The following is a 22,640-nucleotide window of genomic DNA, read 5'->3' on the forward strand; positions in this document are numbered from 1 at the left end:
TTCCTCCGTGCGGAGCACCCTCGCGGCATCGTGCCCCCGCATAAGGTGTCGCTCTCGCGTACGTTGCACGAACGGGGGATGTCATGGTGCGGGGGACGACGGCGGTGGGCATGGTGGGGTGTGCCGTCGCGCTGACGGCTTTGCTTACCGGGTGCGGCGAGCGGGCAGCGCACCAGGATCAGCGGGGCCCCGCGGCCTCGGGCACCTCGTCGACTGCGGCGCCGTCGAGCAGGCCGACGACCGCGCACCCCACGGCACCCGGCGCCGACGGTGGGGACGTGGCGGACCGGGCCTTCACCGAGGCGGAGTTGCAGGCCGCGCTGCTGCCCGCCGGAGCGTTCGGCACGCAAGCACGAGTGACCGAGACGCACGTGGGGGGCTTCGACGAGTGGGGGCAACCGGGGTACGACTGGAGCGGCTGCGGTGCGGGGGATGAGCTGCGCAGGGAGATCACCGGCCTCCGTGGGGCGAGTGCTGCGCAGATCGTCGACCTCGGACCCGGCCCGGACGACGCCGACAGCGCCACCGTCATGCTCGTGTCGATGCCGTCCTCGCACACCGAGCGCTATCTGAGGCTCCAACGCGGCCTGCACAGGGACTGCCCCACCGCCGTGGTCGACACGGAGGCCGCCCCCGTCGAGGAACACCACGAGATGCAGGAGGTCCGCGGGCTGGGTGACGAGGCGGTGCTGGAAGCCTCGTGGTGGACCGGCGGGCCGGAGTACGACCGGAAGCGCTCCTACCGGGTCGAGTCCCGGGTCGGGGGAGTGCTCGTCGTCGCGAGCGCGGAAGGCGGCGTCGCCGAGGACGGCCATGAGCACAGCCTCTCGCTCGCCGTACGGGCGGCCCGGCGCGTCCACTCCGAGCTGTACCGGGCGGACGGTTGAGAGCGTGCCCCGGGCTCCTCGGCCCGGCGCTCCCCGTCCGGGGGCGCACAGGGTGTCAGCCCGGCAAGGCGTGCTCGTCGCGGGGGCGGTCAGTGGAAGGCGAGCTCTTCGCAGTGGTCGACGCTGCGTCGGATCGAGGCGCGGTCGATGCCGAGGAGTGCGGTGAGCCACAGGCCGTTCTGGGTGACGTCGATGTCGGTGGCGCGCCGGCTCGCTTCTCCCCGGGGCAGGTCCGGGCGGGCCGCCCGGATGAGCGCCGTGAGGCCCTTGCGGTAGCGCTTCTGGGCGGCCGTGTTGATCTTCTCGAAGTCGGGGTGCGCCTGTGCGAGCGCCCACAGTTGCAGGCGGAGGGACAGGTATTCCGTCGTCAGGAACTCGGCGTCGGCGACACGGCGGAGGGCGGCGCGGAGGTTGTCCTGCGGGCTCTTGGCCGGGTCCGGCTCCACCAGGGCGACGTCCTGCTCCTCGATGCGGCGCAGGGCGGCACAGATGAGGGTGACCTTGTCGGCGTAGTAGTAGCTGACCAGTCCGAGCGCGACTCCGGCCTGCCGGGCCACCGCGCGCATGCTGACCCCCGAGATGCCGTGCCGGGACAGGAGGGCGAGGACGGCGTCGAGGATCTGCTCCTGCCTGCCGCCCTGTCCTCCGGCGTCCGCGACCTTCGTACCCGCCTCGCTCACGGAGCCGATGCTAGCCACGCGGGCGCCCGGCGTGCACGGCGCGGGGCGCGTACCGGGCGTACTCCGGGACGGGCGGGCGCAGGAGAGGGCTCGGGCTCAGGGCGCGGGCCGGTCCTCCACCAGGGCGCGGTAGGCGTCGAGGACGAGGCCGTGGAAGTGGTGCACACCGTGCTCGGAGAGGCCCGGCGCCCTCTCGGGGTCGTGGACGATCCGGCCCTGGGAGAAGGCGGGCGTGCTCATTCCGCGCTGGACGCTCTCGACCAGGTCGATGTCCTGCACCTGCAGCACCTCGTCGATGTAGCGCACCGACTCCTCCTCCGCCTCGTCGAGCTCCGTGCCCTCCAGGAAGAAGTCCCAGGTCTCCGTGGTGCGGTCGGGGCCGGCCGGAAGGATCTGGAGGACCATGAAGTTGCCCCGCCCGGGGTAACGCAGCAGGCAGGTGTTGGGCCACAGCCACCACACGGCGTGCTCGGTGACGGTCGCGTCGGAGGTGTCGTAAGCGGTGTTCCGGGACGTGCCCGCGTCGGCGAAGTGGCTCGACCAGATGCCGTGGGTCTTCACGTCGTAGGTGTTCATGTCGACGAGCGACACGAACTCCTTGTGCGCGACGTGGCAGTGGTAGCACTCCAGGAAGTTGTCGACGACGTTCTTCCAGTTGGTGCGGATGTCGTAGTGCAGCCGCTTCGCGTGCGTGAGCTGCGCGATGTCGGGCGCCCGCCGGGTGATCTCGGCGGCGAGGCCGGGTGCCTGCTGGGCCAGTGACCGGGCGCGCGGGTCGAGGTTAACGTAGACGAAACCGCAGAACTCCTCGACCTGGACCTGGTCGAGGCAGATCCGCGACGTGTCGAACGTCGCCATCCGGTCCGTCCTGCGGGCAGCGATCAGGCTGCCGCTCAGGTCGTACGTCCACGCGTGGTACGGGCACACGAGAGTGCGCGTGGTGCCCGAGCCGGACAGGAGTGCGTGCGCCCGGTGCTTGCAGACGTTGTAGAACGCCCGCAGCTTCTGTGACCCGTCCCGGACGACGACCACCGGCATCCCGGCCACCTCCGTGGCGACGTAGCTGCCCGGCAGCGACACCTTCTCGCTGTGACAGACCCACTGCCAGGTGCGGGCGAAGACCGCCTGGAGGTCCGCGGCGTGCCACTTGGGCTCCGTGTAGGCCTCGGCACGCAGGGACAGGGAGTGCGCTGGATCCTTGTCGTACCCGGCGGCGACCGCCGTGACCTCGTTCGCGGTGACAGCGTCCATGCATCGACGATAGGGCCCGACTGGACGACCGTTCAATAGGTGAGTGGACGCTCGTCCCATGCGGGTCCGCCCGTGCGGTCTGCCTCCGCCCGCTCCACGGGAACCCGGAGTCCCGGTGGCCTGATGGCCCGACAACTCAGCGGCCCCGCGCCGTTGGCTCGCGGCTCAGCAGCCCTGTGCTCCGTGCAGGGTGAGGGCGCGATGGCGGGGTCCGGGCAGGGCACTCCCAGGCCGGCGCGGGAGCTTGCGCGCGGGCGGCCGGAGAACCATGCGTGCGGTAACCGCGTACAGCGTGCGCGACCGCAGTGGGCGGACAGGCCGGTGGCCCTGGGTCTTCCCGGGCCCCGTGGCGGACCACGGCGAGGGCGTTTACTTCCGGCGACCCCCGCGTTCCCCGCGCTCCCGCGATCTCCGTGAACCTTTTCGCCGATCCCGTCATCGAACCCAGTGAACAGCCCGACAGCGGGGGAACACAGCAGGGAGTTGACGGCGATCATGACACGGGAACAGGACATCGCGGCCGGACAGGACGAGCGGGCGGTCACCGACGGCGGCCGGGCGGCACGCGGGACACGGCGCGGCCTCTCCCGCCCGGCCAGGATCGCGACGGCCACGGCGGCCCTGCTGGCGGCCGGCGGCCTGCTGACGGCGTGCGGTGGCGGGGAGGACGACGCCTCCGCCGGTCACCGGGCCGGAAAGGCGGCTCCGGCCGGCTCCGTCCAGAGCGAGGGCAGCCTCGGCGGCGGGAACGACAGCGACAGCGGCAGCGGAAGCAGCGGCGGGGACACCGGGGGCTCCACGGCCGGTGGCGGGTCGACCAGCGGCGGCGGGTCGACGACCGGTGGCGGGTCGACGAGCGGTGGTGAGTCCAAGACCGGCACGGTGTCCTCCCGGAGCGGCAAGGACAGCGCCCACTACGGGTCCAGCTCTTCGGAGGCGTGCACCACCTCGGACCTGAACGCGAAGATCGGCCCGAACCACCCCGGTGCGGGGCAGGAGAACTTCGCGCTCGTGCTGACCAACACCTCCCCCGGCACCTGCACGCTGCACGGCTACCCCGGCTTCGCCTTCCTCAACAGCGACGGCGACCAGGTCTCGGTGGACCCGGAGCGCAACGGCGACAGCGGCAAAACCGTCCGGCTCACCTCCGGCGAGAGCGCGTGGGCCCCGCTGTCCTTCAGCAACCCCGGCATGACCGGGGTGCCGACGGTCACCCCCGACTCGGCCCTGATCACGCCGCCCGACCAGCGCGCGTCCCTCAAGGTCGACTGGCAGGGCGGGGCCGTCTCGGCCACCGGCAAGGCCTCCGTCCCGAAGATCGGCGCCCTCACTCCCGGCACGGGCGCCTGATCCACGAGGCGCGGAGCGCGCGTTTCGGGCGGGCAGGGGTCGGGAACCGCGTGGGTCATGATTCGTCAGACTTGCGCCGGAGCGGTGGCCGGTGCCGCCGGTACGACGGCGCTCAACGCGGTCACGTATCTGGACATGGTGCTGCGGGGGCGGGGCGGGAGCTCGGCCCCCCAGCAGCTTGTGGACGAGGTCAGCGAGCGGACCGGCGTGCCCGTGCCCGGGGAGGGCGAGACGCGGGAGAACCGCACGTCCGGCCTGGGTGCCGTGCTGGGGATGCTCACCGGGGTGGGTGTCGGCGCGCTGTACGGGGCCTCGCGTGCGCTCCCGTGGCGGCCGGCGGTCCCGGTCGCGGGCCTGCTGACCGGGGTGGCGGCGATGGCGGGCTCGGACGTGCCGATGGCCACGCTCAAGATCTCCGACCCCCGCACCTGGCGGGGCTCGGACTGGCTCGCGGACATCGTGCCGCACCTCACCTACGGGGTGGTCACGGCGGCCGTCTACGAGATGACGACCCCCGCCCGGCGCCGCTCGTGCCGCGCCTGAACCCGCCTGCGGGAGGGTAGGAGCCCGGCAGGACGAGGGGCCGGGCAGCCAGGCGGCCGGATGGCGGCGAGTGGCCGAGTGGCCGACGACCGGGGTGGCCGGGTGGCCGGACGGCGGCGCGATGCGGCGCTTCGGCCGATGAGTTCCCCGCCTCGCGCGGGTCCGTACCCCCGTACGGTCCCGACCGAGGAGGCACCCGTGGCTGCGGAACCCGCGACCCGCTCGACCAGCACGACCCGCACGCTGCCGGTACCCGGTGCGACGCTCACCTACGACATACGCGGTGACCTGGCGCAGGCCGGCCCGCACCGCCCGGTGCTGATGCTGGTGGGTTCGCCGATGGCCGCCGAGGGGTTCGCGACGCTCGCCTCGTACTTCACCGACCGGACGGTGGTCACCTACGACCCGCGCGGCGTCGGGCGGAGCGTCCGCCAGGACGGGCACGGGGAGTTGCGGCCCGAGGAACACGCGGAGGACCTGCGCCGCGTCGTCGAGGACCTGGACGCCGGCCCGGTCGACCTGTTCGGCAGCAGCGGCGGCGCGGTCAACGGACTGGCGCTGGTGGCGGCGCGGCCGGACCTGGTACGCCGGTACGTCGCCCACGAGCCGCCGGTGGCCACCGTACTGCCGGACAGCGCGCAGGTGTCGGCCGCGTGCGCCGACATCCACGCGACGTACCAGCGCAGCGGCACCGGCCCCGCGATGGCGAAGTTCCTCGCGCTGACCAGCAGGAAGGGCCTCTTCCCGGACAGCTCGGCGGACCCGGACGGCGAGGGTGAACCGGCGCTTGATCCGGCCGCGTTCGACCTGCCCACCGAGGACGACGGGACCCGCGACGATCCGCTGCTGGGCCAGAACCTCCGCGGCTGCACCACCTACCGGCCCGACTTCGCGGCGCTGTCCGCCGCCGGGACCCGGATCGTCCTGGCAGCAGGCGAGGAGTCGGAGGGCCAGATGTGCGCCCGCGCCGCCGAGGCGGTCGCCGACCGCCTCGGCACGCGACTCGTCAGCTTCCCGAGCCACCACGGGGGCTTCCTGGGTGGCGAGTTCGGGCAGCAGGGCGAGCCCGAGCCGTTCGCGTGGGCGCTGCGTGAGGCGCTGGAGTAGGCAGCGGGACGACGCAGAAACGGCATGCATGCCGAGGCCACGGCTCGGTCGAAAGGGTTCGCCGTGGACCAGGCGATGGACGCCGCCATGGAAGCGTCCCGGGAGCGGGTCGGGCCGCCACCTCGGACCAGGGCCTGGTGGACAGCACGGGGCTGGGACGCGGCAGCCTCTACCGCGCCTTCGACAGCAAGCACGGACTGTTCGAGGTCCGCCGAACGGGAGCAGAACGCGCAACATGCTGAATTGCGAAAGTTTGCAATTCATTAGATGCTGTGCTGCCTGGGCCGGCTGGTAGCCGCCGGCCCAGGCCGTTGTTTCGTCCCCTGGTGGGGCGCTGTCGGGGAAGTTGAGGCGACGTGTCCGGTCCGCTGTCACCACGAAAGGCGTTCGTGTCCGTAGGCACTCGGCTGCTGGGGCTGCTGCCCCGGCGCGCCGATGCGGCGCAGGTGCGCCGAAGTCCGCGCGGCGATCTGCTGGCCGGGCTGACGGTGGCGATCGTGGCGCTGCCGCTCGCGTTGGGCTTCGGGGTCTCGTCCGGTCTCGGCGCCGAGGCGGGGCTGGCGACCGCGGTGGTCGCGGGTGCGGTGGCCGCGGTGTTCGGCGGTTCGAATCTGCAGGTGTCCGGGCCGACGGGAGCCATGACGGTGGTCCTGGTGCCCATCGTGGCCGAGTACGGGCCGTCCGGGGTGCTCACCGTCGGGTTGATGGCGGGGGTGATGCTCGTCGCGCTGGCGGCGCTGCGGGCCGGCAGGTACATGCGGTACGTGCCCGCGCCGGTCGTCGAGGGGTTCTCCCTCGGCATCGCCTGCGTGATCGCCCTTCAGCAGGTTCCGAACGCTCTGGGCGTGGACAAACCCGAGGGCGAGCGGGTGCTGGCCGTCACCTGGCGCGCGGTGCGGGAGTTCGCGCAGCACCCGAACTGGACCGCCGTCGCGTTCGCCGGTGCGGTCGCCACCGTCATGCTGGTCGGATCCCGGCGGTGGCCAAAGGTCCCCTTGTCGATCGTCGCGGTGGTCGCAGCCACGGTGGTCGCGCAGCTCGCCGGCCTCGATGACGCCCGGCCGATCGGTGACCTCCCCTCGGGCCTGCCCGCGCCGTCGCTGGCCTTCCTGGACGTGTCCGCGCTGGGCTCGCTGTGCACTGCGGCGGTGGCGGTGGCGGCGCTGGCCGCCCTGGAGTCGCTGCTGTCGGCGTCCGTCGCCGACGGCATGACGGTCGGCCAGGAGCACGACCCCGACCGCGAGCTGTTCGGACAGGGACTGGCGAACATCGCTGCCCCCCTGTTCGGCGGGGTCCCCGCGACCGGCGCCATCGCCCGTACTGCCGTCAACGTGCGGACAGGCGCGCGCTCCCGGCTCGCAGCGTTCACCCACGCTGTCGTGCTCGCGGTGATCGTCTTCACTCTCGCACCCCTGGTGTCCCGGATTCCGCTCGCCGCGCTCGCCGGTGTCCTGCTGGCCACCGCGGTCCGCATGGTCGAGGTCGGCTCGCTCAGGGCCATGGCCAGGGCCACCCGGTCGGACGCCCTGATCCTGGTGCTCACCGCGGTGGCCACGCTCGTGCTGGACCTCGTCTACGCGGTGGTCATCGGCCTCTTGGTCGCGGGTGCCCTGGCGCTGCGGACGGTGGCCAGGCAGGGCCGTCTGGATCAGGTGCCGCTCGATCACGCGGACCACAGTGCCGAGGAGCACGCCCTGCTGGCCGAGCACATCGTGGCCTACCGCATCGACGGGCCCCTGTTCTTCGCCGCGGCCCACCGTTTCCTGCTGGAACTGGCCGAGGCGGCTGACGTCCACGTCGTCATCGTGCGCATGTCCAGGGTGACCACCGTCGACGCCACCGGTGCCCTGGTGCTGAAGGACGTCGTGGAAAAGCTGAACCGGCGCGGCATCGTCGTCATGGCCTCCGGCATCCGGTCCGACCAGCGCCGCGTGCTCGCATCGGTCGGCGCGCTGGATGTGCTGTGCCTGGAGGGGCGCGAGTACGCGACGACACCCGAAGCGATCCAGGGAGCGCGCAGCTATCTGGAGCGCGCCGGTGTGCTGCCCTCGCTGCCCGCTCAGGCGTCCCGGGCCGCCGGTGTCCCGGCAGAGGACGCGGTGCCGTGAGCACTGTCCTCGCCGATGTCCTCGCCCGATGCGCATGGTCGGGGCGCCCGGGACGGAGGCCCTGTGGCTGCTGGAGGGCAGCACGCTGGGCCGCGTGGTGTACGTGAGGCGGGGCGCAGCCGTCGTACGACCGGGCCGTCACGGGTGGGAGACGGGCCGTGCGGTGGTGCGCACCCCCGCGCCGGCCGCCGCGATGCCCGCGGTGGCGAGCTACCACGTGGACGAGGTTGCTCCGGCCGCTGGCGCGGGCTGGTCGGTCACCGTCACCGGCCCGCTCGATGCCGTCACCGACCCCGACGAGGCGGCCCACTACCGGCGCCCCCTCACCGGCTGGACCCGCGGCCCGCACGACACGCTGCTGCGCCCGCATCCTCACACCGTGGCCGGGTTCCGTCTCGCTCGCGGGGTGAAGCGATGACCGCGCTGCGCGCACCGCTGCCGGACCGGCCTGTGGTCACGCTGCCCGCTGAGCCCTCGGCTGCCCGGCCGGTCCGGCGCACCGCCGAGCAGGTCCTCGCCGGGCAGGGGTGCACGCCTGCCGTGCCACCGTGGGCCCGCCCTGCTGATGCTCAGCGAACGGGTCAGCCGCATCCGCCACGCCGTACCGCTCTCGGATCGGGTGAGGGCCGTCTCCGCGGTCGGTGCGGACTGCCTGGCGTGCGCCGTCCACGACCGTCACCGTCGCCGAGGTGGCCCGCCGTCTTCGGTGGCGGCCGGAGCCCGGAGCCGGCCGGCAGCGCCACTGCACCGCGGGGCCGGGGGCGGTTCAGGAGCGGGCGTAGCCCGTCAGCGGTGGCGTACGCAGGGCGATGACGGCCTTGTCGTCGTGACCGTCGCTGGGACGGTTGTCGACCAGCGCCCGGCACAGTTCGTCCGGTGGCAGACCGGCCAACCGGGAGGCGGCGACGGCCAGGGCGTCCAGCCCCCGGTCCAGCGGCTGGCCCGGCACCTCCACCAGGCCGTCGGTGAACAGTACGACGGTGCTGTCCACCGGCACCGTCTGGCAGTGGTCGGGCCGCGGCGGGTCCGGGACCACTCCCAGGGGAACTCCGGGCTCGGTGTCCAGGTAGCGGACCCGTCCGTCGGGCGGCAGCACGAGCGGAGGCGGGTGCCCGGCACTGGACCAGCGAAGATGCCAGGCGCAGTCGGCCGGTTCCAGCCGGGCCAGCAGGGCCGTGGCCATGGGCGCCTCGTCCAAAGCGGCGCCCATGATGCGGTCGAGCCGGGCGAGGGAGGCGCTGGGCGGGGCGTTGCTGTCGAAGCACAGGGCACGCAGCATGTTGCGGATCTGGGACATGTCGGCCGCGGCCCGCAGATCGTGCCCCACGACGTCCCCGATCACCGCCGCGCACGCCCCGTTGGGCAGCAGCACGGCGTCGTACCAGTCGCCACCCACCGCGGCCGGGGCGCTCGCCGGACGGTAGGCCGCCCCGGCTGCGAAGGGCCGCAGGTCGGGCAGGCGGGGCAGCAGCAGCCGCTGGAACTGCTCGCCGCTGTTGCGGACCTGCTGGTACAGGCGGGCATTCTCGATCGCCACGCCCGCCGTTCCGGCCAGCGCACGGATCACCCCTTCGTCGTGCGGGTCGAACGGCTGCCCGTCCTTGCGCTCGGACAGATACAGATTGCCGTACACCCGCCCCCGTACGCTGATGGCGACGCCGAGCAGGGTGCGCATGGGCGGATGCCCGGGTGGGAAACCCGCCGACTCCGGATGGCGCGCGATGTCCCCGACCCGCAACGGCTCGGGATGGTGGATCAGATGCCCCAGCAGGCCCCTGCCTCGGGGCAGCTCCACCCCCTCCAGTTCGGCCAGCTCCTTCGCGGTGAGCCCCAGCGGAACGAACTCCTCCAGGAGCCTGCCCTCTTGGTCGAGCACGCCCATCGCCCCGTAGCGGGCACCCACCAGATCCATCGCGGTGCGCACGATGCGCCGCAGCACCATGGGCAGCTCCAGCTCACCCGTGATGTTCACCACTGCCTGGAGCAGCTCCTGCAAGGTGCTCTGCGCACGGGCCAGAGCGTGCAGCTGCTCACCGATCCGGTTCAGGTCCGAGCTGAGCGGCAGGCCGAGCAGTGAGGTGTAGGGCTCGTCGGGGCCCTCGTCGACCCGGTCGTCCTCCGGTGGCCCCTGCCGGTCCGCCGCCATCACATCTGCCTTCCCTCGCCCGTCCGGGTGCCTCGCGCGGCCCGCCCCGCATCCGGCAGGTGCCGTTGCGCATCCGGAGCGCACTGCGAGCCCGATCCGCTGGTCGAAGCGGCCCGCTGCCAGCATCACCCGGCAGCCGGACGGGTGCCGCCCACGGGCAGCCGGTCGGCGTAACACCCCGGCGCCGCGGGGTGCCGTCGATCCGGTCCGGGGAATGCGGCCGCACGTGCCACACCGGCGAGGATGGACGGCATGGTGACGACGACGAGATGCACGCGGCGTATTGCGGACCGGGCGCCGGGAGCCTGCGGCTGCCGGGACGCGGAGAAGGCGGTGGCCCGGTGAGTGCGCCGCTCTACCAGCTGAAGGCGGAGTTCTTCAAGACGCTCGGTCACCCGGCCCGCATCCGCGTGCTGGAGCTGCTGAGCGAGCGGGAACACGCGGTGGCCGAGATGCTGCCCGAGGTAGGGATCGAGCCGGCCCACCTGTCCCAGCAGCTCGCCGTACTGCGACGGGCGAACCTGGTGGTGTCCCGCAAGGAAGGCTCGACCGTCTACTACGCGCTGACCAGCCCGCAGGTGGCCGAGCTGCTCAGGGTCGCTCGCACCATCCTGTCGGGAGTGCTCGCCGGGCAACAGGAACTGCTCGCGGATCTCCGGTCCGGGCCGCCCCCGACGCAACCACCGGCGTAGCGCCGTCCACCAGGGACCCGCGCGGCGGCTTTTCACGGCCCTCTCCGAGGCGAGCCCCGCGGTCACGGGCAGTCGCCCGCCCGACCGGGGCCAGGCTGGAGCGGCCGGCTTCGGCCTGCTGCCCAGCCGTTCCCGGCACGTTTCCCCGCGCGTCCCGGCGCCGGGGACGCGTCGTTGTTCTCACCTGGTTGTGCTCACTTGTGCGCGTGCTCGCCCAGGTAGAAGAGCAGCCAGAGGAAGCCGGCGAGCAGGTGTGTGCCGAAGATGTAGAAGCCTGCCCGGAGGGCGATGCCCCGTTCCATCCAACGTTCCTCGTTCCTCTTGTTCCCCTTCTTCGGCGGCTTCTTCGGCGGCGGTTCTCCGTCGGGCTGCGCAGCGCTGGTCTCCTGGCTCATCGAGTCGCCCTCCGGTCTTCGGTCCCCCGCACCTCACCGGGCGCCGGCATGGCCGCAGGTGCCGTCCGCCCGGACGCCTGCCGGGCGCCGCGGTGACGGGGCAGCCCGGCGGCGCGCAGCCGGACGCTCACGACGTCGGCTCCACGGTCTGCAGTTCCTCGAGCAGCCGCTGCTGTCCCGCGATCAGGACGGACAGAATGCGCCTGGCGGCGGCCAGCAGATCGGCCACGTCCCCGCCGGCCAGCTCGTACACGGCGGTGGAACCGGTGCGGGTCGCGGTGACGATGCCGGAACGGCGCAACACCGCGAGCTGCTGTGACAGGTTCGACGGCTCGACCTCGATGTCGGCGAGCAGCTCACGCACGGGTTTCGGCCCGTCCTGAAGGAGTTCCAGTACACGGATCCGCACCGGGTGTCCGAGCAACCGGAAGAACTCCGCCTTCGCCTCGTACAGCGGAACGGGCATCCCGCTCAACTCTTCTCCACTTCCGCTGCCCGGCCACGGGCCGTCAGCGCCTCGGCGATCCCACGCACCCGCACTCCCTCCGCAACGAAGACCTTCAGAACCATTGCAATTTCCTAATTGAAGAACTCTTCAATTCTACTCCGGTGTCCCGCAACCACACACCCCCTGGGGCCGGGACAGAAGCCCTCCCGCGACCGATGTCCGGCCGGCCCGCCCCTCGTGCAGAACGTGCGCAGACCTTACGGACGACGGCGCCACCCGTGCCCCCTGCTCCGTCCCGGCGCACGCGGCGGGGGCGGCTCCACTGCCGGTGACCGGCGGCCGAGCCCCGGGGCGGCGCCGGCGCTGTACTGGCCCCCGGAGACGGCGGTGCCCGCCGCCTCACGCGGTCCGGTAAGTTGCCTGCATGCCTGATCTCAGTTGGTCCTCGCCCGCCGAGGCGTACACCGCGCTGCTGCAAGGCAACGAGCGCTTCGTCCGGGGCGAGCGGCTGCACCCCAACCAGGACGCCGACCGCCGAGCTGAACTGGCACCGCGGCAGCGCCCGTTCGCCGTCCTCTTCGGGTGCTCGGACTCCCGGCTCGCGGCCGAGATCATCTTCGACCGGGGCCTGGGAGACTTCTTCGTCGTCCGCACCGCCGGCCACATCTCCAGCGCCGAGGTGCTCGGCAGCGTCGAGTACGGGGTCGAGGTGCTGGGCGCACCGCTCGTCGTGGTCCTCGGGCACGACTCCTGCGGCGCCGTCACCGCGGCCTCCGAAGCCGAACGCAAGGGCGTGGCGCCCGCGGGATACATCGGAGACGTGGTGGAACGAGTGATGCCGAGCGTGCTCGCGGCGCGTGCCCGGGGCTGCACCGAGGTCGACGAGTTCGTCGACGAGCACATCGGGCGGACCGCCGACGCACTGGTGGGACGATCCGTGATCCTGGCCGACGGGGTGGCTGCCGGCCGGTGTGCGGTCGTCGGCCTGTCCTACCGACTGGCCGACGGAACGGTGAACCGGGTAGCGGCTCACGGACTCGACGCCTAGCGGGCCGGGCGGACAAGACGCCCATGACCGACCGGGAGACATTCCACCGGTGAACCCGTCCGGTTCCGTCCGGAACGCTCGCGGTGATCAGCATCGGCAGCGCCCTGGACGAGGAGAGCGCGTCGGAGCCTGCGCGGTCCGCCCCCGTGCGCCGGCTCGGCGACGCCGGGTCCGAAGACCGGAGGCCCGGCCCGACGACCTGGACGGCGCCCGGGGACGACCGCCTCTCCGTGGACCGGCACGTGGCGAGGCGGGGCGGCCACCCGGTGGACATCGTCCCGCTCTCCGTTCGGCCGGCTGCCTTCCGGGCGGACTGCCGGGATCGTGGCCCGGAGTCAGGTGGGAGGCCCGATTCCTGTGCTGCGCGGATCTGGTCGGGCGGTCACCGGTCGTGGTCCTGCGGGGATCCGTCGACAGCTGTTCAGCTTCGCGGGACCGGCCCGGCCCCTGACTCACATCCGGGAGATCCCGGGGCCGACTCACCGGCCGGTGGCGAGAATCCACACCCCGGCCGTGAGCATGAGGAGACCGATGACGAAAGAGAAGGCAGTCTCATGGATGCGCCTGCCTCTGAGGTCGATGCGCGCGTTCTCCGGGGCGTCGGGAAGGTAACGGACCGGAACCTCACCGCCCACCGGCAGGCCCTTGACCCCCGAGAGACCGGCCTGGAACGTCTGCCGACGGCCCAGCGCGTCAACGAATTCGATCACCGCGAAGTGGACCGGGCCGTCCTTACCGCTCCGCACCTGGTGGTGCACCACCAGGCCGCTGACGCTGATCCCCTCCCGCTGGAGACGGCGCTGGATCACGCTCTCACGGATACCGGCCCCCAGCCCTAACAGACCGGCCAGCAGACATATCGCAATCCACACCCTGGCCTCCCCACGGATGTTCGGTGCGCTCCCCGTGCACCTCCGCCGTGGAAGCTGACGCCGCGTCGACGGGCAGTAATTCCCGGCCGGAGCGCCCGGCTGCTGAGCAAGCGTAGCTGGCCTGTGCGCTGAGCGAAGAGGATCCCGGACAGGGCGGCTGGACGCTCCTCGTCGGCGCTTCCCTCCGCCTTGCCAGGGCACGCACCAGGCCCTCGCCGTTCCCGGTACCGGTGCGCTGGGCGCCCCCGTCGCTCGCGACCTCGCCCGGCGCGGCTTCCCCGTCCGCGCGGGGAGCCGCATCGTGCTGACGAACGGGGTGGGCGAGAGGCTCGCTCTGTCCGAGGGGCCGGGCGTCGATGCGGCGCGCGTCGTCGGCGCCGTCACCGGCGGGCCGAGGGACAACGCCCCCCAGGTCACGGCCGTCGCGATTCAGGGCAAGGACTTCACCGTCGCGGCGCCGTCTCCGCCGTTGACGACGCGGCCGGGGGTGCCCGGCTCGTCCCGGAGGCCGCCCGGCGCGCGGGGGCGGTTGGACGGAACGGAGGCGGGTCCTCGGGCCGACGGCAGGCCCGAGGACCAGTGGGCTCAGGTCAGCGGGCGGCCGCTGAGCCACGCCGGCAGCGGCCGGTAGACGGTCAGCGGGGTGGCGGGCTTGTCGATGAGCAGCGCCGTGGGCGAGGGCGCCGCCTCGCCGTCGTACGAGCACAGCGTGCCCTCCGGGACGCCGGTCAGGTGCAGGCGGCGCCCGCGTGAGGCGGCGTGCACCGGCGAGCGGTGCAGGACACCGGCCAGCGCGGAGGCCACCAGCCGGGTGCGGGCCCAGCGGCCGGCCTTGACCAGGTGGATGTCGAGCATGCCGTCGGCCAGGTTGAACCGGCGCGCGCCGCCGGGCCCGCCACCGATCGTGTGGTACGAGCAGTTGCCGACGAACAGCAGCCACAGCGACCGCGTGCGGCCGTTGATGCGGGCCTCGAACGGGCGCGAGTGCCGCAGGACGTGCACCGCGGCGATCAGCCCGGCCGCCCACGGGCCGATCCGCTGCCGCCAGCGGTCCCGCACCTCCACCAGGTCGCCGTACGCGCCGAGGCTGAAGGTGTTCACGAAATAGCCGGGCTCCCGCGCGTCCGGGTCCGGCCCTCCCTCCGTACCGCCCCCGGCGGGCGCGCCCGCGCTGCGCGGCGGGCCGAAGCGTGCCACGTCGACGGCGATGGCGTGGCCCTGGGAGACCGCGCTCGCCAGGTCGCCGCAGGTACCGATGCCCAGGTCGAGGGCCAGGTGGTTGTGGGTGCCGCCGGGCAGTACCGCGAGCGGCACACCGCAGTGGAGGGCGGCGCGGGCCGCGGCGTTGACGGTGCCGTCCCCGCCGAAGACACCCAGGGCGCCGCCCTCCTCGGCCGCGCGCTGGGCCTCCTTGGCGAGCAGCTCAGGCAGCCCGCACGTGTCCGGGTCCCAGCGGGTCACCCGCGCGGCGGGCAGTGCCCCGGTGACCTCCTCCACGAACGCCGCGGACCCGGAACCGGGGTTGGCCACCACCGACAGGCCCCGCCCCTCGGGCAGCGCGGGCGCCTCGACCAGCGCCTGGGCCGGAGGTACCCGGCGCCGCGCCTCCAGCACCGTCCGCACGCCGAAGGCGGCCGCGACGCCCAGCGTGGCACCCACCAGGACGTCGCTCGGGTAGTGGACACCGGTGTAGACCCGGGAGAAGGCCACCGAGGCCGCCACCGGGGCGACCACCGCACCCCAGCCGCGCGACTCCAGCGCCACCCCGGTGGCGAACGCGGCGGCCGACGCCGCATGTCCGGACGGGAACGACGTGCTGGTCGGCAGCCGCTTGAGCCGCCGTATCACCGGCACGTCGTCCAGCACCGGACGGTTGCGCCCGAAGGCGCCCTTGGCGAGGGTGTTGACCGTCGCGGACGCCAGCGCCACCGAGGCCAGCCCGCGCAGCGCCCCGCGCCGGGCCCGCGGGCCGCCGATGCCCGAGAGCACGATCGCCGCGGCGGCCCCCGTCCACAGCTTGCTGTGGTCGGCGGTACGGCTCAGCCGCGGCAGCACGCCCTCCGCACGCGGCCAGTCGGTGACGGCCACCCGGCGGAAGAGGGCGCGGTCCCATTCGCTGAGCTTGCCGCGGACGGTCGCCCGCGCCCCGGTCGCCCCCGCACCGCCCGGTACCCGCACCCTGCCGGGGCGACCGGCAGCGCGCCGCGCCGTACGGGACCGTCCCCCCGCAAGAACCCGTCCGCCCCCGAGAGTCCGGGCGGCCCGGACTCTGGCGGGCCAAGGCCGCCGGTGCGTCTCCATCGGGGTGCCCCCTCGCTTGTGTCGTGTGCGCCGAACCGGCCGGGTTTCCGCGGTACGGCACGTGCATGCCGCATCGGTCTCCGCCGGCTCCCACCGGCCCGTCCCTGCGGGTCGCGGCGTACCGGCCCGTCCGTACCGGCTGTTCCGTACCCGGGTCTGCCGGAAGCATCCCTCATGCCCGGCACCGCACACGACGCACCCGGCGGGTGAGGTGAGGGGTCTCACTCCGGCGGGGCGCCTGGCGCCGGGCCCTCATGTCCACCGCGGGAAGGGGAGCGGGCGGCACACGCCGCGTACCCGGTGAGCACCACCAGCGCGGCGGCCACGCCCAGGGCCAGGCCCGCCGCCACGTCCGTCGGCCAGTGCACCCCCAGATACAGGCGGCTGGCCCCGGCCGCCAGGCACAGCAGCAGCGCACCCGCCCACAGCGCCGCACGCCCGGCACGGGAGGCGATCCCGGCCGCCGCGACGTACGCCAGGACCAGCAGCACGGCCGTGGCGATCACCGTGTGCCGGGACGGAAAGCAGAAGCCGTCCTCGTGGACCGCCCACAGCCGTGCGGGCGGCCGCGTCCGGTCCGTCACCTCCTTGGCGACGGTCGCCATCGCGACGGCCAGCGTCCCCGTCGCCCCCACCAGCGCGAGCGGCAGCCAGGAACCGCGGCGCCAGGACAGCCACAGCGCCGCCAGCAGCGCGACGGCGAGCAGCGGACCCTCCGACGCCTGCGAGACCACCGTCATCGGTCCGTCCCACGGCGCCGCCCGGTGCCGTACGGCCTCGTCCAGCGCGGGCCGGTCCACGACACCCGCGTCCACGCCGAGCGCCAGGTACGTCAGTACGGCGAACAGCGTCAGGCTGACCGACAGCCCGACACCCAGCGGCCGCAGGGGCATCCGCCGCGGCGCCTCCTCCCGCTGCCGCACCTCGCTGCCCTGCGGCAGCGGTACGGACACCGGTGCGAGATGCCTGAGCAGCCGCCGCGGGTCCACGGATTCCGGTGCGCCGCCCTCGACGGGACCTTCGCCCTGCCCCTCGTCCGCCTCCCAGCACGGCTGCCGGGCCCGCACGGGTTCGTACGGTCCCGGAGTCCCGGACGGCGACACTGAGAACTGCCCGCTCATCGGTGGGCTCCTTCGGCAGCTTCGGGGCACGACCTCGAAACCCAGTAGACCGGCCCCGCACCCCCCGTGCGACCGGAAGGCGGCTGCGCGGGTGGCTCCGTGCCCCGGACGCCACCGGCCTGATCCGTTCTCGCCCCGAGCCAGGGACCTGGTCCGCTGCCACGGCGCAGGGCCCCACCGCCTCGGCGGTGGGGCCCTGCTGCCTGCCCGCCCGGCGAGACCGGACGGAGGCGTCGCCGCTCACTTCGCGGTGGCGTGTTCGATCCAGTCGCGGTGGGCGGTCAGGTCGGTGTAGATGCCGGGGCCGGTGGCGCACTTGGGGTCGCTGTCGCCGTCGCGGCTGGTCGCCCCGATCAGTTCCCAGTGTCCGGGACGGCCCTTGAGCTGCGGACCGCCGGAGTCGAGGATGCACGCCTGCGCGTTCTTGGTGGGGCTGTCGGTGCACAGCTCGTTGTCCCCGTTGTAGTTCTCGCTGCACCGGTCGCCGGGCACGAGCTCGGTGTCCAGCTCCTGCAACCGCTTCGGCGGGTTCGGGCACTCGCTGCCGTCCTCACAGGTCATCCCCCAGCCCAGGATCCGGGTCTTGGTACCCGCAGGACCGGAGTCGGCAGCCAGCTTGACGGGCTTCGCGTCCACGGGGTGGTCCAGCTTCATGACGGCCACGTCGTTGCGGAACGGCTCGTAGGAGAAGTGCGGGTGGGCCACGACCTTGGTGACCTCCGCCTCGGCGCCCTTCGTGCGGTCGCGGTCGCCGACCCGCACGGAAAGCTGCTTGGGCTTGACGTTCACCGTGCAGTGCCCGGCGGTCACGATCCAGTCCCGCTTGATCAAGGACGCTCCGCAGTAGTGGTGCCCGTCCTTCTGCACGCTCGCCATGAACGAGTACGACGAGGTGGCGTCGTGCCCGCCGATGATCGCCGATGCCTGCGGTGCCCCTGCCAGAGTGAGCGTGACCGCCCCCGCCACAGCGCACAGTGCCGCCTTGCCTCGCTTGATCATCAGTCCTCCTGCGTCTCGTCTCGTCTGTCTCGACTGCCGCGTCGTCCCCGGCTGTCTCGTCCACGGGCCGGTCACACGCAACGGCTGCGACGGCTGCAACACCGTGGGCGCTGCCGACGACGCGGGGTACCGGCTGTGACCCGACACCGTCGATCCTGTGCCGGCCGGCACCCTCGCCGCGTCCCCCTCTCCGCTCGACCGGCCGTGCCCGAAAGTCGTACGGCCCACCGGCCGGATCGTGCTGCGGGACGACCGCGGGTCCGACGGTGGATAGCGTGTGCCGGGCGATGTGGCCCGTACGCGGACGAGGTGGTGGCGTGAGTGACCGTGAAGGTGGTTCTGCTCGACGACGAGGAGTTGGTGCGCAAGGGGCTGCGGCTGATCCTCGAAGCCGACCCGGACATCGAGGTGGTGGCCGAAGGCGGTGACGGCTCGGCGGCACTGGAGCTGGTGGCCGGGCACCGCCCGGACGTGGTGCTCACCGACATCCAGATGCCCCACGTCGACGGACTGGAGGTCGCCCGGCAACTCGCCGCGCTTCCCGACCCGCCCGCCGTCGCCGTCCTCACCAGCTTCGACGTCGACGAGTACGTCCACGCCGCACTGCAACAGGGCGCGGCGGGGTTCCTGCTCAAGGACACCCTGCCGCGCGAACTGGCCGGCGCGGTACACGTCCTCGCGCGCGGTGAGGCGATGCTCTCCCCGCGCATCACCACCCGGCTGCTGGCCACCTTCGCCGCCGGCGCAGCCGCCCCGCGGGCACGCTCACGCATGGCGGAACTGACCACTCGGGAGCGCGAGGTCGCCGTGGCGGTCGCCCGGGGCCGCAGCAACTCCGAGATCGCCACCGACCTGTTGATGAGCCCGTCCACGGTCAAGGTCCACCTCAGCCGGATCATGACCAAGCTCGACGCCACCAACCGCACCCAGGTCGCCCTCATCACCCACGACGCCGGACTGACCCCACCCACGACGTAGGGCCCCACCGGCGAACCGGTGGGGCCCTACGTGCAGCCCGGTGAGGCTGGGCGGAGGATACGAGATTCGAACTCGTGAGGGGTTGCCCCCAACACGCTTTCCAAGCGTGCGCCCTAGGCCACTAGGCGAATCCTCCGCCGCAAACAATACAAGACGTCGAGGGGTGCTCGCGAACACGTCTCCGGGGGGTGGGGGTGGGCGGGGAGGGAGGTCGTCGGGGGGTCGGGGGATCGGGTAGGCTGGCGTCAGCCCCTCACGTGGCGCTATCTGACTGAACTCCCCCAGGGCCGGAAGGCAGCAAGGGTAGGTCGGCTCTGGCGGGTGCGTGGGGGGCGTTTGCGTGGGCCGGGTGACCGGACAGGGGCCCGGCGGGTGTGGGCCATCTCTCACCGGGTGCCGTGGCAAGCGAATGCCGCCTCGTGAGGGCGGCCGTTCACGGGTGGGCGTCACTTGTCGGTGCGCGCCTATATCGTCGGGGGTGTGTCGTCCCTCGCCCTGTACCGCCGCTACCGCCCCGAGACCTTCGCGGAGGTCATCGGGCAACAGCATGTGACCGACCCGCTTCAGCAGGCGCTGCGCAACAACCGTGTCAACCACGCGTACCTCTTCAGCGGTCCGCGTGGCTGCGGGAAGACGACCAGCGCGCGGATCCTGGCCCGCTGCCTCAACTGCGAGCAGGGGCCCACGCCGACGCCCTGCGGCACGTGCCAGTCCTGCCGTGACCTGGCGCGGAACGGGCCCGGGTCGATCGACGTCATCGAGATCGACGCCGCCTCGCACGGCGGTGTGGACGATGCCCGCGAGCTGAGGGAGAAGGCCTTCTTCGGGCCGGCCTCCAGCCGGTACAAGATCTACATCGTCGACGAGGCGCACATGGTGACCCCCGCGGGGTTCAACGCGCTGCTCAAGGTCGTCGAGGAGCCGCCCGAGCACCTGAAGTTCATCTTCGCGACGACGGAGCCGGAGAAGGTCATCGGGACCATCCGGTCGCGCACGCACCACTACCCCTTCCGGCTGGTTCCGCCGGGAACGCTGCGGGACTACCTGTCCGAGGTGTGCGCGCGCGAGCAGATTCCCGTGGACGAGGCGGTGCTGCCGCTCGCCGTGCGGGCCGGAGCCGGTTCCGTCCGGGACTCGATGTCCGTCATGGACCAGCTCCTCGCCGGCGCGGGGGCCGACGGTGTGACGTACGCCATGGCCACGGCGTTGCTCGGCTACACGGACAGCGCGCTGCTGGACGAGGTCGTGGACGCCTTCGCCGCGGGCGACGGCGCGCGTGCGTTCGAGATCGTGGACCGCGTCATCGAGGGCGGGCACGATCCGCGCCGGTTCGTGGCGGACCTGCTGGAGCGGCTGCGGGACCTGGTGATCCTCGCCGCCGTTCCCGACGCCGTCGAGAAGACGCTGATCGACGCGCCGGGGGACGTCGTCGAACGGATGCAGGCCCAGGCCTCGGTCTTCGGCGCCGCCGAGCTCAGCCGCGCCGCGGATCTCGTCAACACGGGGCTGACGGAGATGCGGGGTGCCACCTCCCCCCGCCTCCAGCTCGAACTGATCTGCGCGCGGGTGCTGTTGCCCGCCGCGTACGGCGACGAGAGGTCCGTCCAGGCCCGGCTCGACCGGCTGGAGAGAGGCATCGCGTTCGCGGGAACGGGAACAGGTGCGGGAGTTGGGGCCGGAGCCCTTGGGGGTGGCACCCCGGGTGCCCCCCCGGGTGGTGCCTCCGCTCCCGAGGGCGCCGCGGTCGGCGCGGGGGCCGAAGCGGGTGAGTCCGGCGCCGGGGCGCCAGCGGTGCCGCCCCCCGCCTCAGCCGACGCGGGGGGCGTATCCGGCACGGCCCCGCCTCCGTCCAGCCCGACCGCGGCCGAACCCGCACGTCGCCCCGGCGCCTGGCCCGGTGCCACCGCACCCGGCGGCGGGGCACCCGGGGCGGCACCCGGCACCGCGGCACCCGGCACCGCGGCACCCGGTGGCACAGGGCAGGGCAGCGCGGGACAGGGCGCCGCCGCACCCGGGACCGCCGCACCCGGGGCCGCCGCACCCGGGGCCGCCGCATCCGGTGACGGCGGTCACGGGGATGCGCCCGCGGAGTCCGGGCGCCGTCCTGGCGCGTGGCCCGGTGCGACGGCCCCGGGCGGCGGTGCGCCGTCCGCCTCCCCCACGGGAGGGGACCCGGCGTCGTCGGCGCCCGCTCCCTCGTCGGCCTCGGCGCCCGCCCCCTCGCCCGCGTCGGCCCCGGCACCGGCGAGCGGCGGGGGCGATCCCGCGCAGATCCGGCAGATGTGGCCGCAGATCCTGGAGGCGGTCAAGAACCGGCGCCGCTTCACCTGGATCCTGCTGAGCCAGAACGCGCAGGTCGTCGGCTTCGACGGGAAGACCCTCCAGATCGGTTTCCCGAACGCCGGTGCGCGCGACAGCTTCGCCAACGGCGGCAGTGACGAAGTGCTGCGCCAGGCGCTCAGCGATGCGCTCGGTGTGCAGTGGCAGGTGGAGGCGCTGGTCGACCCCTCCGGCGGGGCGGGCGGCAGCGGGGGCGGTCCCGGGGGCGGTGGTCCCGGGGGCCCTAGCGGGCCGGGTTCCGGGTTCGGCACCGGGCCCGGCGCACCAGGCCCGGCGGCGGGCGCCCGCAGCGCGACGGCGGCCCCGGCGCAGGCGGGACCGCCCCAGCAGTGGTCGGCCGGTCAGCCCGCGCAGGGGGCGCCCGGCGGGGCGGGGCAGCCCGCGGCGCCTGCTGCGGCCGCCGTCCCGCCGTCCGCTGCGGTGCCGGCCCCTGCTGCGGAGCCGGAGCCCTCGCACGCGAGCCCTGCCACCCCGCCCCCGTCCCGGCCCTCGCCCGCGCCGTCGGCCGGTTCCGTGCCGTCGGCACCGTCCCCGTCCTCGTCCGCGTCGGCCTCGGGATTCGGGCTGGAGGACGACATGCCTGCCGAGGACGATCCCGACCTCGACGACTCGGCTCTCTCCGGCCACGATCTGATCGTCCGCGAGCTCGGGGCGACGGTGGTGGAGGAGTTCCAGCACGAGTGACCATGGGTGGCGCATGCTGGCATATGAGTGACCCACGGGCGGCCTGGTAGGGGGCGGGTGGGGCGGGCGCCCGGGGATCGTCCGGGGCGGGGCGCCGTGCCGGAGCGGAGCACGTAGGCTCGGAGACGTTCAGTACGGCGTCTAGTGAGCCAGGAGCGATCCGATCGTGATTCCCGGTGGTGGGCAGCCCGACATGCAGCAGTTGCTGCAGCAGGCGCAGAAGATGCAGCAGGATCTGGCCTCGGCGCAGCAGGAGCTGGCCGAGACGTCCGTGGAGGGCACGGCGGGTGGTGGCCTGGTGAAGGCGACCGTCAGCGGTTCCGGTGAGCTGGAGGGTCTGGTCATCGACCCGAAGGCCGTCGACCCGGAGGACACCGAGACCCTCGCCGACCTGGTGCTGGCAGCCGTTCGGGATGCGAACGGCGCGGCTGCCGAGCTCCAGCAGCAGAAGCTGGGCCCCCTCGCCCAGGGCATGGGCGGCATGCCGGGCCTTCCGTTCTGACCTGCTGCTGCGAGTCGCTGTGCCTTCTGCCGACGGGCCGAAGGAGCGGCGGGGCTCCCGGGCCGGCCGGGTCCGGTCCGGCAGTCGGTGGCAGTGGCTAGTGGTGGCCCGTACGGGCCACTAACGTACTCACAGAACGAGACCTGCCCGGGCCCGAGGCCCGGGCAGCGAGCGCAGGCGGGAGCCGT

21 protein-coding genes, 1 tRNA gene and 1 other RNA gene are annotated in these 22,640 nt (G+C 73.4%); 13 read left to right on the forward strand and 10 right to left on the reverse strand.

Annotation, left to right across the window (positions count from 1 at the left end):
* Positions 1 to 83 precede the first annotated feature (83 nt).
* Positions 84 to 887, forward strand: a complete 804-nt coding sequence (locus H297_RS0127235; RefSeq protein WP_158693756.1) for a hypothetical protein — start codon at positions 84 to 86, stop codon at positions 885 to 887.
* A gap of 89 nt (positions 888 to 976) precedes the next feature.
* Here the strand turns inward: H297_RS0127235 and H297_RS0127240 are convergent, their stop codons facing one another.
* Both H297_RS0127240 and H297_RS0127245 read right to left on the reverse strand, forming a co-directional pair.
* Positions 977 to 1,567 carry a TetR family transcriptional regulator C-terminal domain-containing protein gene (locus H297_RS0127240; RefSeq protein WP_027739630.1) on the reverse strand — a complete coding sequence of 197 codons (591 nt, stop codon included), beginning with the start codon at positions 1,565 to 1,567 and terminating at the stop codon, positions 977 to 979.
* 96 nt (positions 1,568 to 1,663) lie between these two features.
* On the reverse strand, positions 1,664 to 2,818 hold the full coding sequence (locus H297_RS0127245; RefSeq protein ID WP_037795526.1) for a ring-hydroxylating oxygenase subunit alpha: 1,155 nt from the start codon (positions 2,816 to 2,818) through the stop codon (positions 1,664 to 1,666).
* Positions 2,819 to 3,313: 495 nt separating this feature from the next.
* On the opposite strand from H297_RS0127245, the gene H297_RS0127250 reads away from it, so the two are divergent.
* The 5 genes from H297_RS0127250 to H297_RS0127270 all read left to right on the forward strand — a co-directional run bounded on the left by H297_RS0127250 (position 3,314) and on the right by H297_RS0127270 (position 8,344).
* A complete protein-coding gene (locus tag H297_RS0127250; protein ID WP_051352215.1) occupies positions 3,314 to 4,168 on the forward strand; it encodes a DUF4232 domain-containing protein in 855 nt (284 codons plus the stop codon).
* 57 nt (positions 4,169 to 4,225) lie between these two features.
* On the forward strand, positions 4,226 to 4,711 hold the full coding sequence (locus H297_RS0127255; protein WP_027739633.1) for a hypothetical protein: 486 nt from the start codon (positions 4,226 to 4,228) through the stop codon (positions 4,709 to 4,711).
* A 198-nt stretch (positions 4,712 to 4,909) separates the two neighbouring features.
* On the forward strand, positions 4,910 to 5,818 hold the full coding sequence (locus H297_RS0127260) for an alpha/beta fold hydrolase (protein ID WP_051352216.1): 909 nt from the start codon (positions 4,910 to 4,912) through the stop codon (positions 5,816 to 5,818).
* A gap of 389 nt (positions 5,819 to 6,207) precedes the next feature.
* The gene (locus tag H297_RS0127265; protein ID WP_027739635.1) at positions 6,208 to 7,926 is read left to right on the forward strand and encodes a SulP family inorganic anion transporter; all 1,719 of its coding nucleotides are present in this window, start codon (positions 6,208 to 6,210) and stop codon (positions 7,924 to 7,926) included.
* Positions 7,927 to 7,960: 34 nt separating this feature from the next.
* Positions 7,961 to 8,344 carry a pyridoxamine 5'-phosphate oxidase family protein gene (locus tag H297_RS0127270; RefSeq protein WP_027739636.1) on the forward strand — a complete coding sequence of 128 codons (384 nt, stop codon included), beginning with the start codon at positions 7,961 to 7,963 and terminating at the stop codon, positions 8,342 to 8,344.
* Positions 8,345 to 8,692: 348 nt separating this feature from the next.
* On the opposite strand, the gene H297_RS0127275 is transcribed toward H297_RS0127270, so the two are convergent.
* Entirely contained in the window at positions 8,693 to 10,072 is a 1,380-nt protein-coding gene (locus H297_RS0127275; protein WP_027739637.1) for a GAF domain-containing SpoIIE family protein phosphatase, read from the reverse strand.
* Between the two features lie 341 nt (positions 10,073 to 10,413).
* Between H297_RS0127275 and H297_RS0127280 the strand changes: the two genes are divergently transcribed.
* Complete coding sequence (locus tag H297_RS0127280; protein WP_027739638.1) at positions 10,414 to 10,764, forward strand: metalloregulator ArsR/SmtB family transcription factor; 351 nt, start codon at positions 10,414 to 10,416, stop codon at positions 10,762 to 10,764.
* 194 nt (positions 10,765 to 10,958) lie between these two features.
* Here H297_RS0127280 and H297_RS38700 read toward each other — a convergent pair whose 3' ends face one another.
* Both H297_RS38700 and H297_RS0127290 read right to left on the reverse strand, forming a co-directional pair.
* Positions 10,959 to 11,159: a DUF6126 family protein gene (locus H297_RS38700; protein ID WP_037795527.1), complete on the reverse strand. Its 201-nt coding sequence runs from the start codon at positions 11,157 to 11,159 to the stop codon at positions 10,959 to 10,961.
* A 127-nt stretch (positions 11,160 to 11,286) separates the two neighbouring features.
* On the reverse strand, positions 11,287 to 11,625 hold the full coding sequence (locus H297_RS0127290) for a metalloregulator ArsR/SmtB family transcription factor (RefSeq protein WP_027739639.1): 339 nt from the start codon (positions 11,623 to 11,625) through the stop codon (positions 11,287 to 11,289).
* 406 nt (positions 11,626 to 12,031) lie between these two features.
* On the opposite strand from H297_RS0127290, the gene H297_RS0127295 reads away from it, so the two are divergent.
* Complete coding sequence (locus tag H297_RS0127295) at positions 12,032 to 12,655, forward strand: carbonic anhydrase (RefSeq protein ID WP_027739640.1); 624 nt, start codon at positions 12,032 to 12,034, stop codon at positions 12,653 to 12,655.
* Between the two features lie 479 nt (positions 12,656 to 13,134).
* On the opposite strand, the gene H297_RS43415 is transcribed toward H297_RS0127295, so the two are convergent.
* Positions 13,135 to 13,527: a DUF3592 domain-containing protein gene (locus tag H297_RS43415; RefSeq protein ID WP_064744883.1), complete on the reverse strand. Its 393-nt coding sequence runs from the start codon at positions 13,525 to 13,527 to the stop codon at positions 13,135 to 13,137.
* A gap of 301 nt (positions 13,528 to 13,828) precedes the next feature.
* On the opposite strand from H297_RS43415, the gene H297_RS0127305 reads away from it, so the two are divergent.
* Positions 13,829 to 14,158 (forward strand): hypothetical protein, encoded by a 330-nt coding sequence (locus tag H297_RS0127305; protein WP_027739641.1) that lies wholly within the window; start codon positions 13,829 to 13,831, stop codon positions 14,156 to 14,158.
* Here H297_RS0127305 and H297_RS38710 read toward each other — a convergent pair.
* From H297_RS38710 to H297_RS0127320, 3 genes are all read right to left on the reverse strand, one after another.
* Entirely contained in the window at positions 14,113 to 15,828 is a 1,716-nt protein-coding gene (locus tag H297_RS38710; RefSeq protein WP_078514649.1) for a phosphatase PAP2 family protein, read from the reverse strand. The two genes, H297_RS0127305 and H297_RS38710, sit on opposite strands and share 46 nt — an antisense overlap.
* 221 nt (positions 15,829 to 16,049) lie before the next feature.
* Positions 16,050 to 16,949 carry a phosphatase PAP2 family protein gene (locus H297_RS40525; protein WP_064744884.1) on the reverse strand — a complete coding sequence of 300 codons (900 nt, stop codon included), beginning with the start codon at positions 16,947 to 16,949 and terminating at the stop codon, positions 16,050 to 16,052.
* Between the two features lie 240 nt (positions 16,950 to 17,189).
* Complete coding sequence (locus H297_RS0127320) at positions 17,190 to 17,948, reverse strand: serine protease (RefSeq protein ID WP_027739642.1); 759 nt, start codon at positions 17,946 to 17,948, stop codon at positions 17,190 to 17,192.
* Positions 17,949 to 18,269: 321 nt separating this feature from the next.
* Here H297_RS0127320 and H297_RS0127325 point away from each other — a divergent pair, with 321 nt between their 5' ends.
* The gene (locus H297_RS0127325; RefSeq protein ID WP_027739643.1) at positions 18,270 to 18,926 is read left to right on the forward strand and encodes a response regulator transcription factor; all 657 of its coding nucleotides are present in this window, start codon (positions 18,270 to 18,272) and stop codon (positions 18,924 to 18,926) included.
* Between the two features lie 51 nt (positions 18,927 to 18,977).
* Here the strand turns inward: H297_RS0127325 and H297_RS0127330 are convergent.
* A tRNA-Ser gene (locus H297_RS0127330) sits at positions 18,978 to 19,062 on the reverse strand.
* Positions 19,063 to 19,171: 109 nt separating this feature from the next.
* Between H297_RS0127330 and ffs the strand changes: the two genes are divergently transcribed.
* The 3 genes from ffs (at position 19,172) to H297_RS0127340 (ending at position 22,452) form a co-directional block, all read left to right on the forward strand.
* Positions 19,172 to 19,266, forward strand: an RNA gene (ffs, locus tag H297_RS40855) — signal recognition particle sRNA small type.
* Positions 19,267 to 19,406: 140 nt separating this feature from the next.
* Entirely contained in the window at positions 19,407 to 21,950 is a 2,544-nt protein-coding gene (locus H297_RS0127335; RefSeq protein WP_027739644.1) for a DNA polymerase III subunit gamma and tau, read from the forward strand.
* Positions 21,951 to 22,116: 166 nt separating this feature from the next.
* Positions 22,117 to 22,452, forward strand: a complete 336-nt coding sequence (locus tag H297_RS0127340; RefSeq protein WP_027739645.1) for a YbaB/EbfC family nucleoid-associated protein — start codon at positions 22,117 to 22,119, stop codon at positions 22,450 to 22,452.
* Positions 22,453 to 22,640: the final 188 nt, after the last annotated feature.

Source organism: Streptomyces sp. CNT360, from assembly GCF_000424785.1.

Excerpts from the sequence above, each read along its gene's own strand:
- H297_RS0127235 (WP_158693756.1), top strand. The coding sequence starts at position 84 with ATGGTGCGGGGGACGACGGCGGTGGGCATGGTGGGGTGTGCCGTCGCG.
- H297_RS38700 (WP_037795527.1), bottom strand. The coding sequence starts at position 11,159 with ATGAGCCAGGAGACCAGCGCTGCGCAGCCCGACGGAGAACCGCCGCCG.
- H297_RS0127320 (WP_027739642.1), bottom strand. The coding sequence starts at position 17,948 with ATGATCAAGCGAGGCAAGGCGGCACTGTGCGCTGTGGCGGGGGCGGTC.
- H297_RS0127250 (WP_051352215.1), top strand. The coding sequence starts at position 3,314 with ATGACACGGGAACAGGACATCGCGGCCGGACAGGACGAGCGGGCGGTC.
- H297_RS0127270 (WP_027739636.1), top strand. The coding sequence starts at position 7,961 with ATGGTCGGGGCGCCCGGGACGGAGGCCCTGTGGCTGCTGGAGGGCAGC.
- H297_RS0127275 (WP_027739637.1), bottom strand. The coding sequence starts at position 10,072 with ATGGCGGCGGACCGGCAGGGGCCACCGGAGGACGACCGGGTCGACGAG.
- H297_RS0127255 (WP_027739633.1), top strand. The coding sequence starts at position 4,226 with ATGATTCGTCAGACTTGCGCCGGAGCGGTGGCCGGTGCCGCCGGTACG.
- H297_RS40525 (WP_064744884.1), bottom strand. The coding sequence starts at position 16,949 with ATGAGCGGGCAGTTCTCAGTGTCGCCGTCCGGGACTCCGGGACCGTAC.
- H297_RS0127245 (WP_037795526.1), bottom strand. The coding sequence starts at position 2,818 with ATGGACGCTGTCACCGCGAACGAGGTCACGGCGGTCGCCGCCGGGTAC.
- H297_RS0127290 (WP_027739639.1), bottom strand. The coding sequence starts at position 11,625 with ATGCCCGTTCCGCTGTACGAGGCGAAGGCGGAGTTCTTCCGGTTGCTC.
- H297_RS0127295 (WP_027739640.1), top strand. The coding sequence starts at position 12,032 with ATGCCTGATCTCAGTTGGTCCTCGCCCGCCGAGGCGTACACCGCGCTG.
- H297_RS38710 (WP_078514649.1), bottom strand. The coding sequence starts at position 15,828 with ATGGAGACGCACCGGCGGCCTTGGCCCGCCAGAGTCCGGGCCGCCCGG.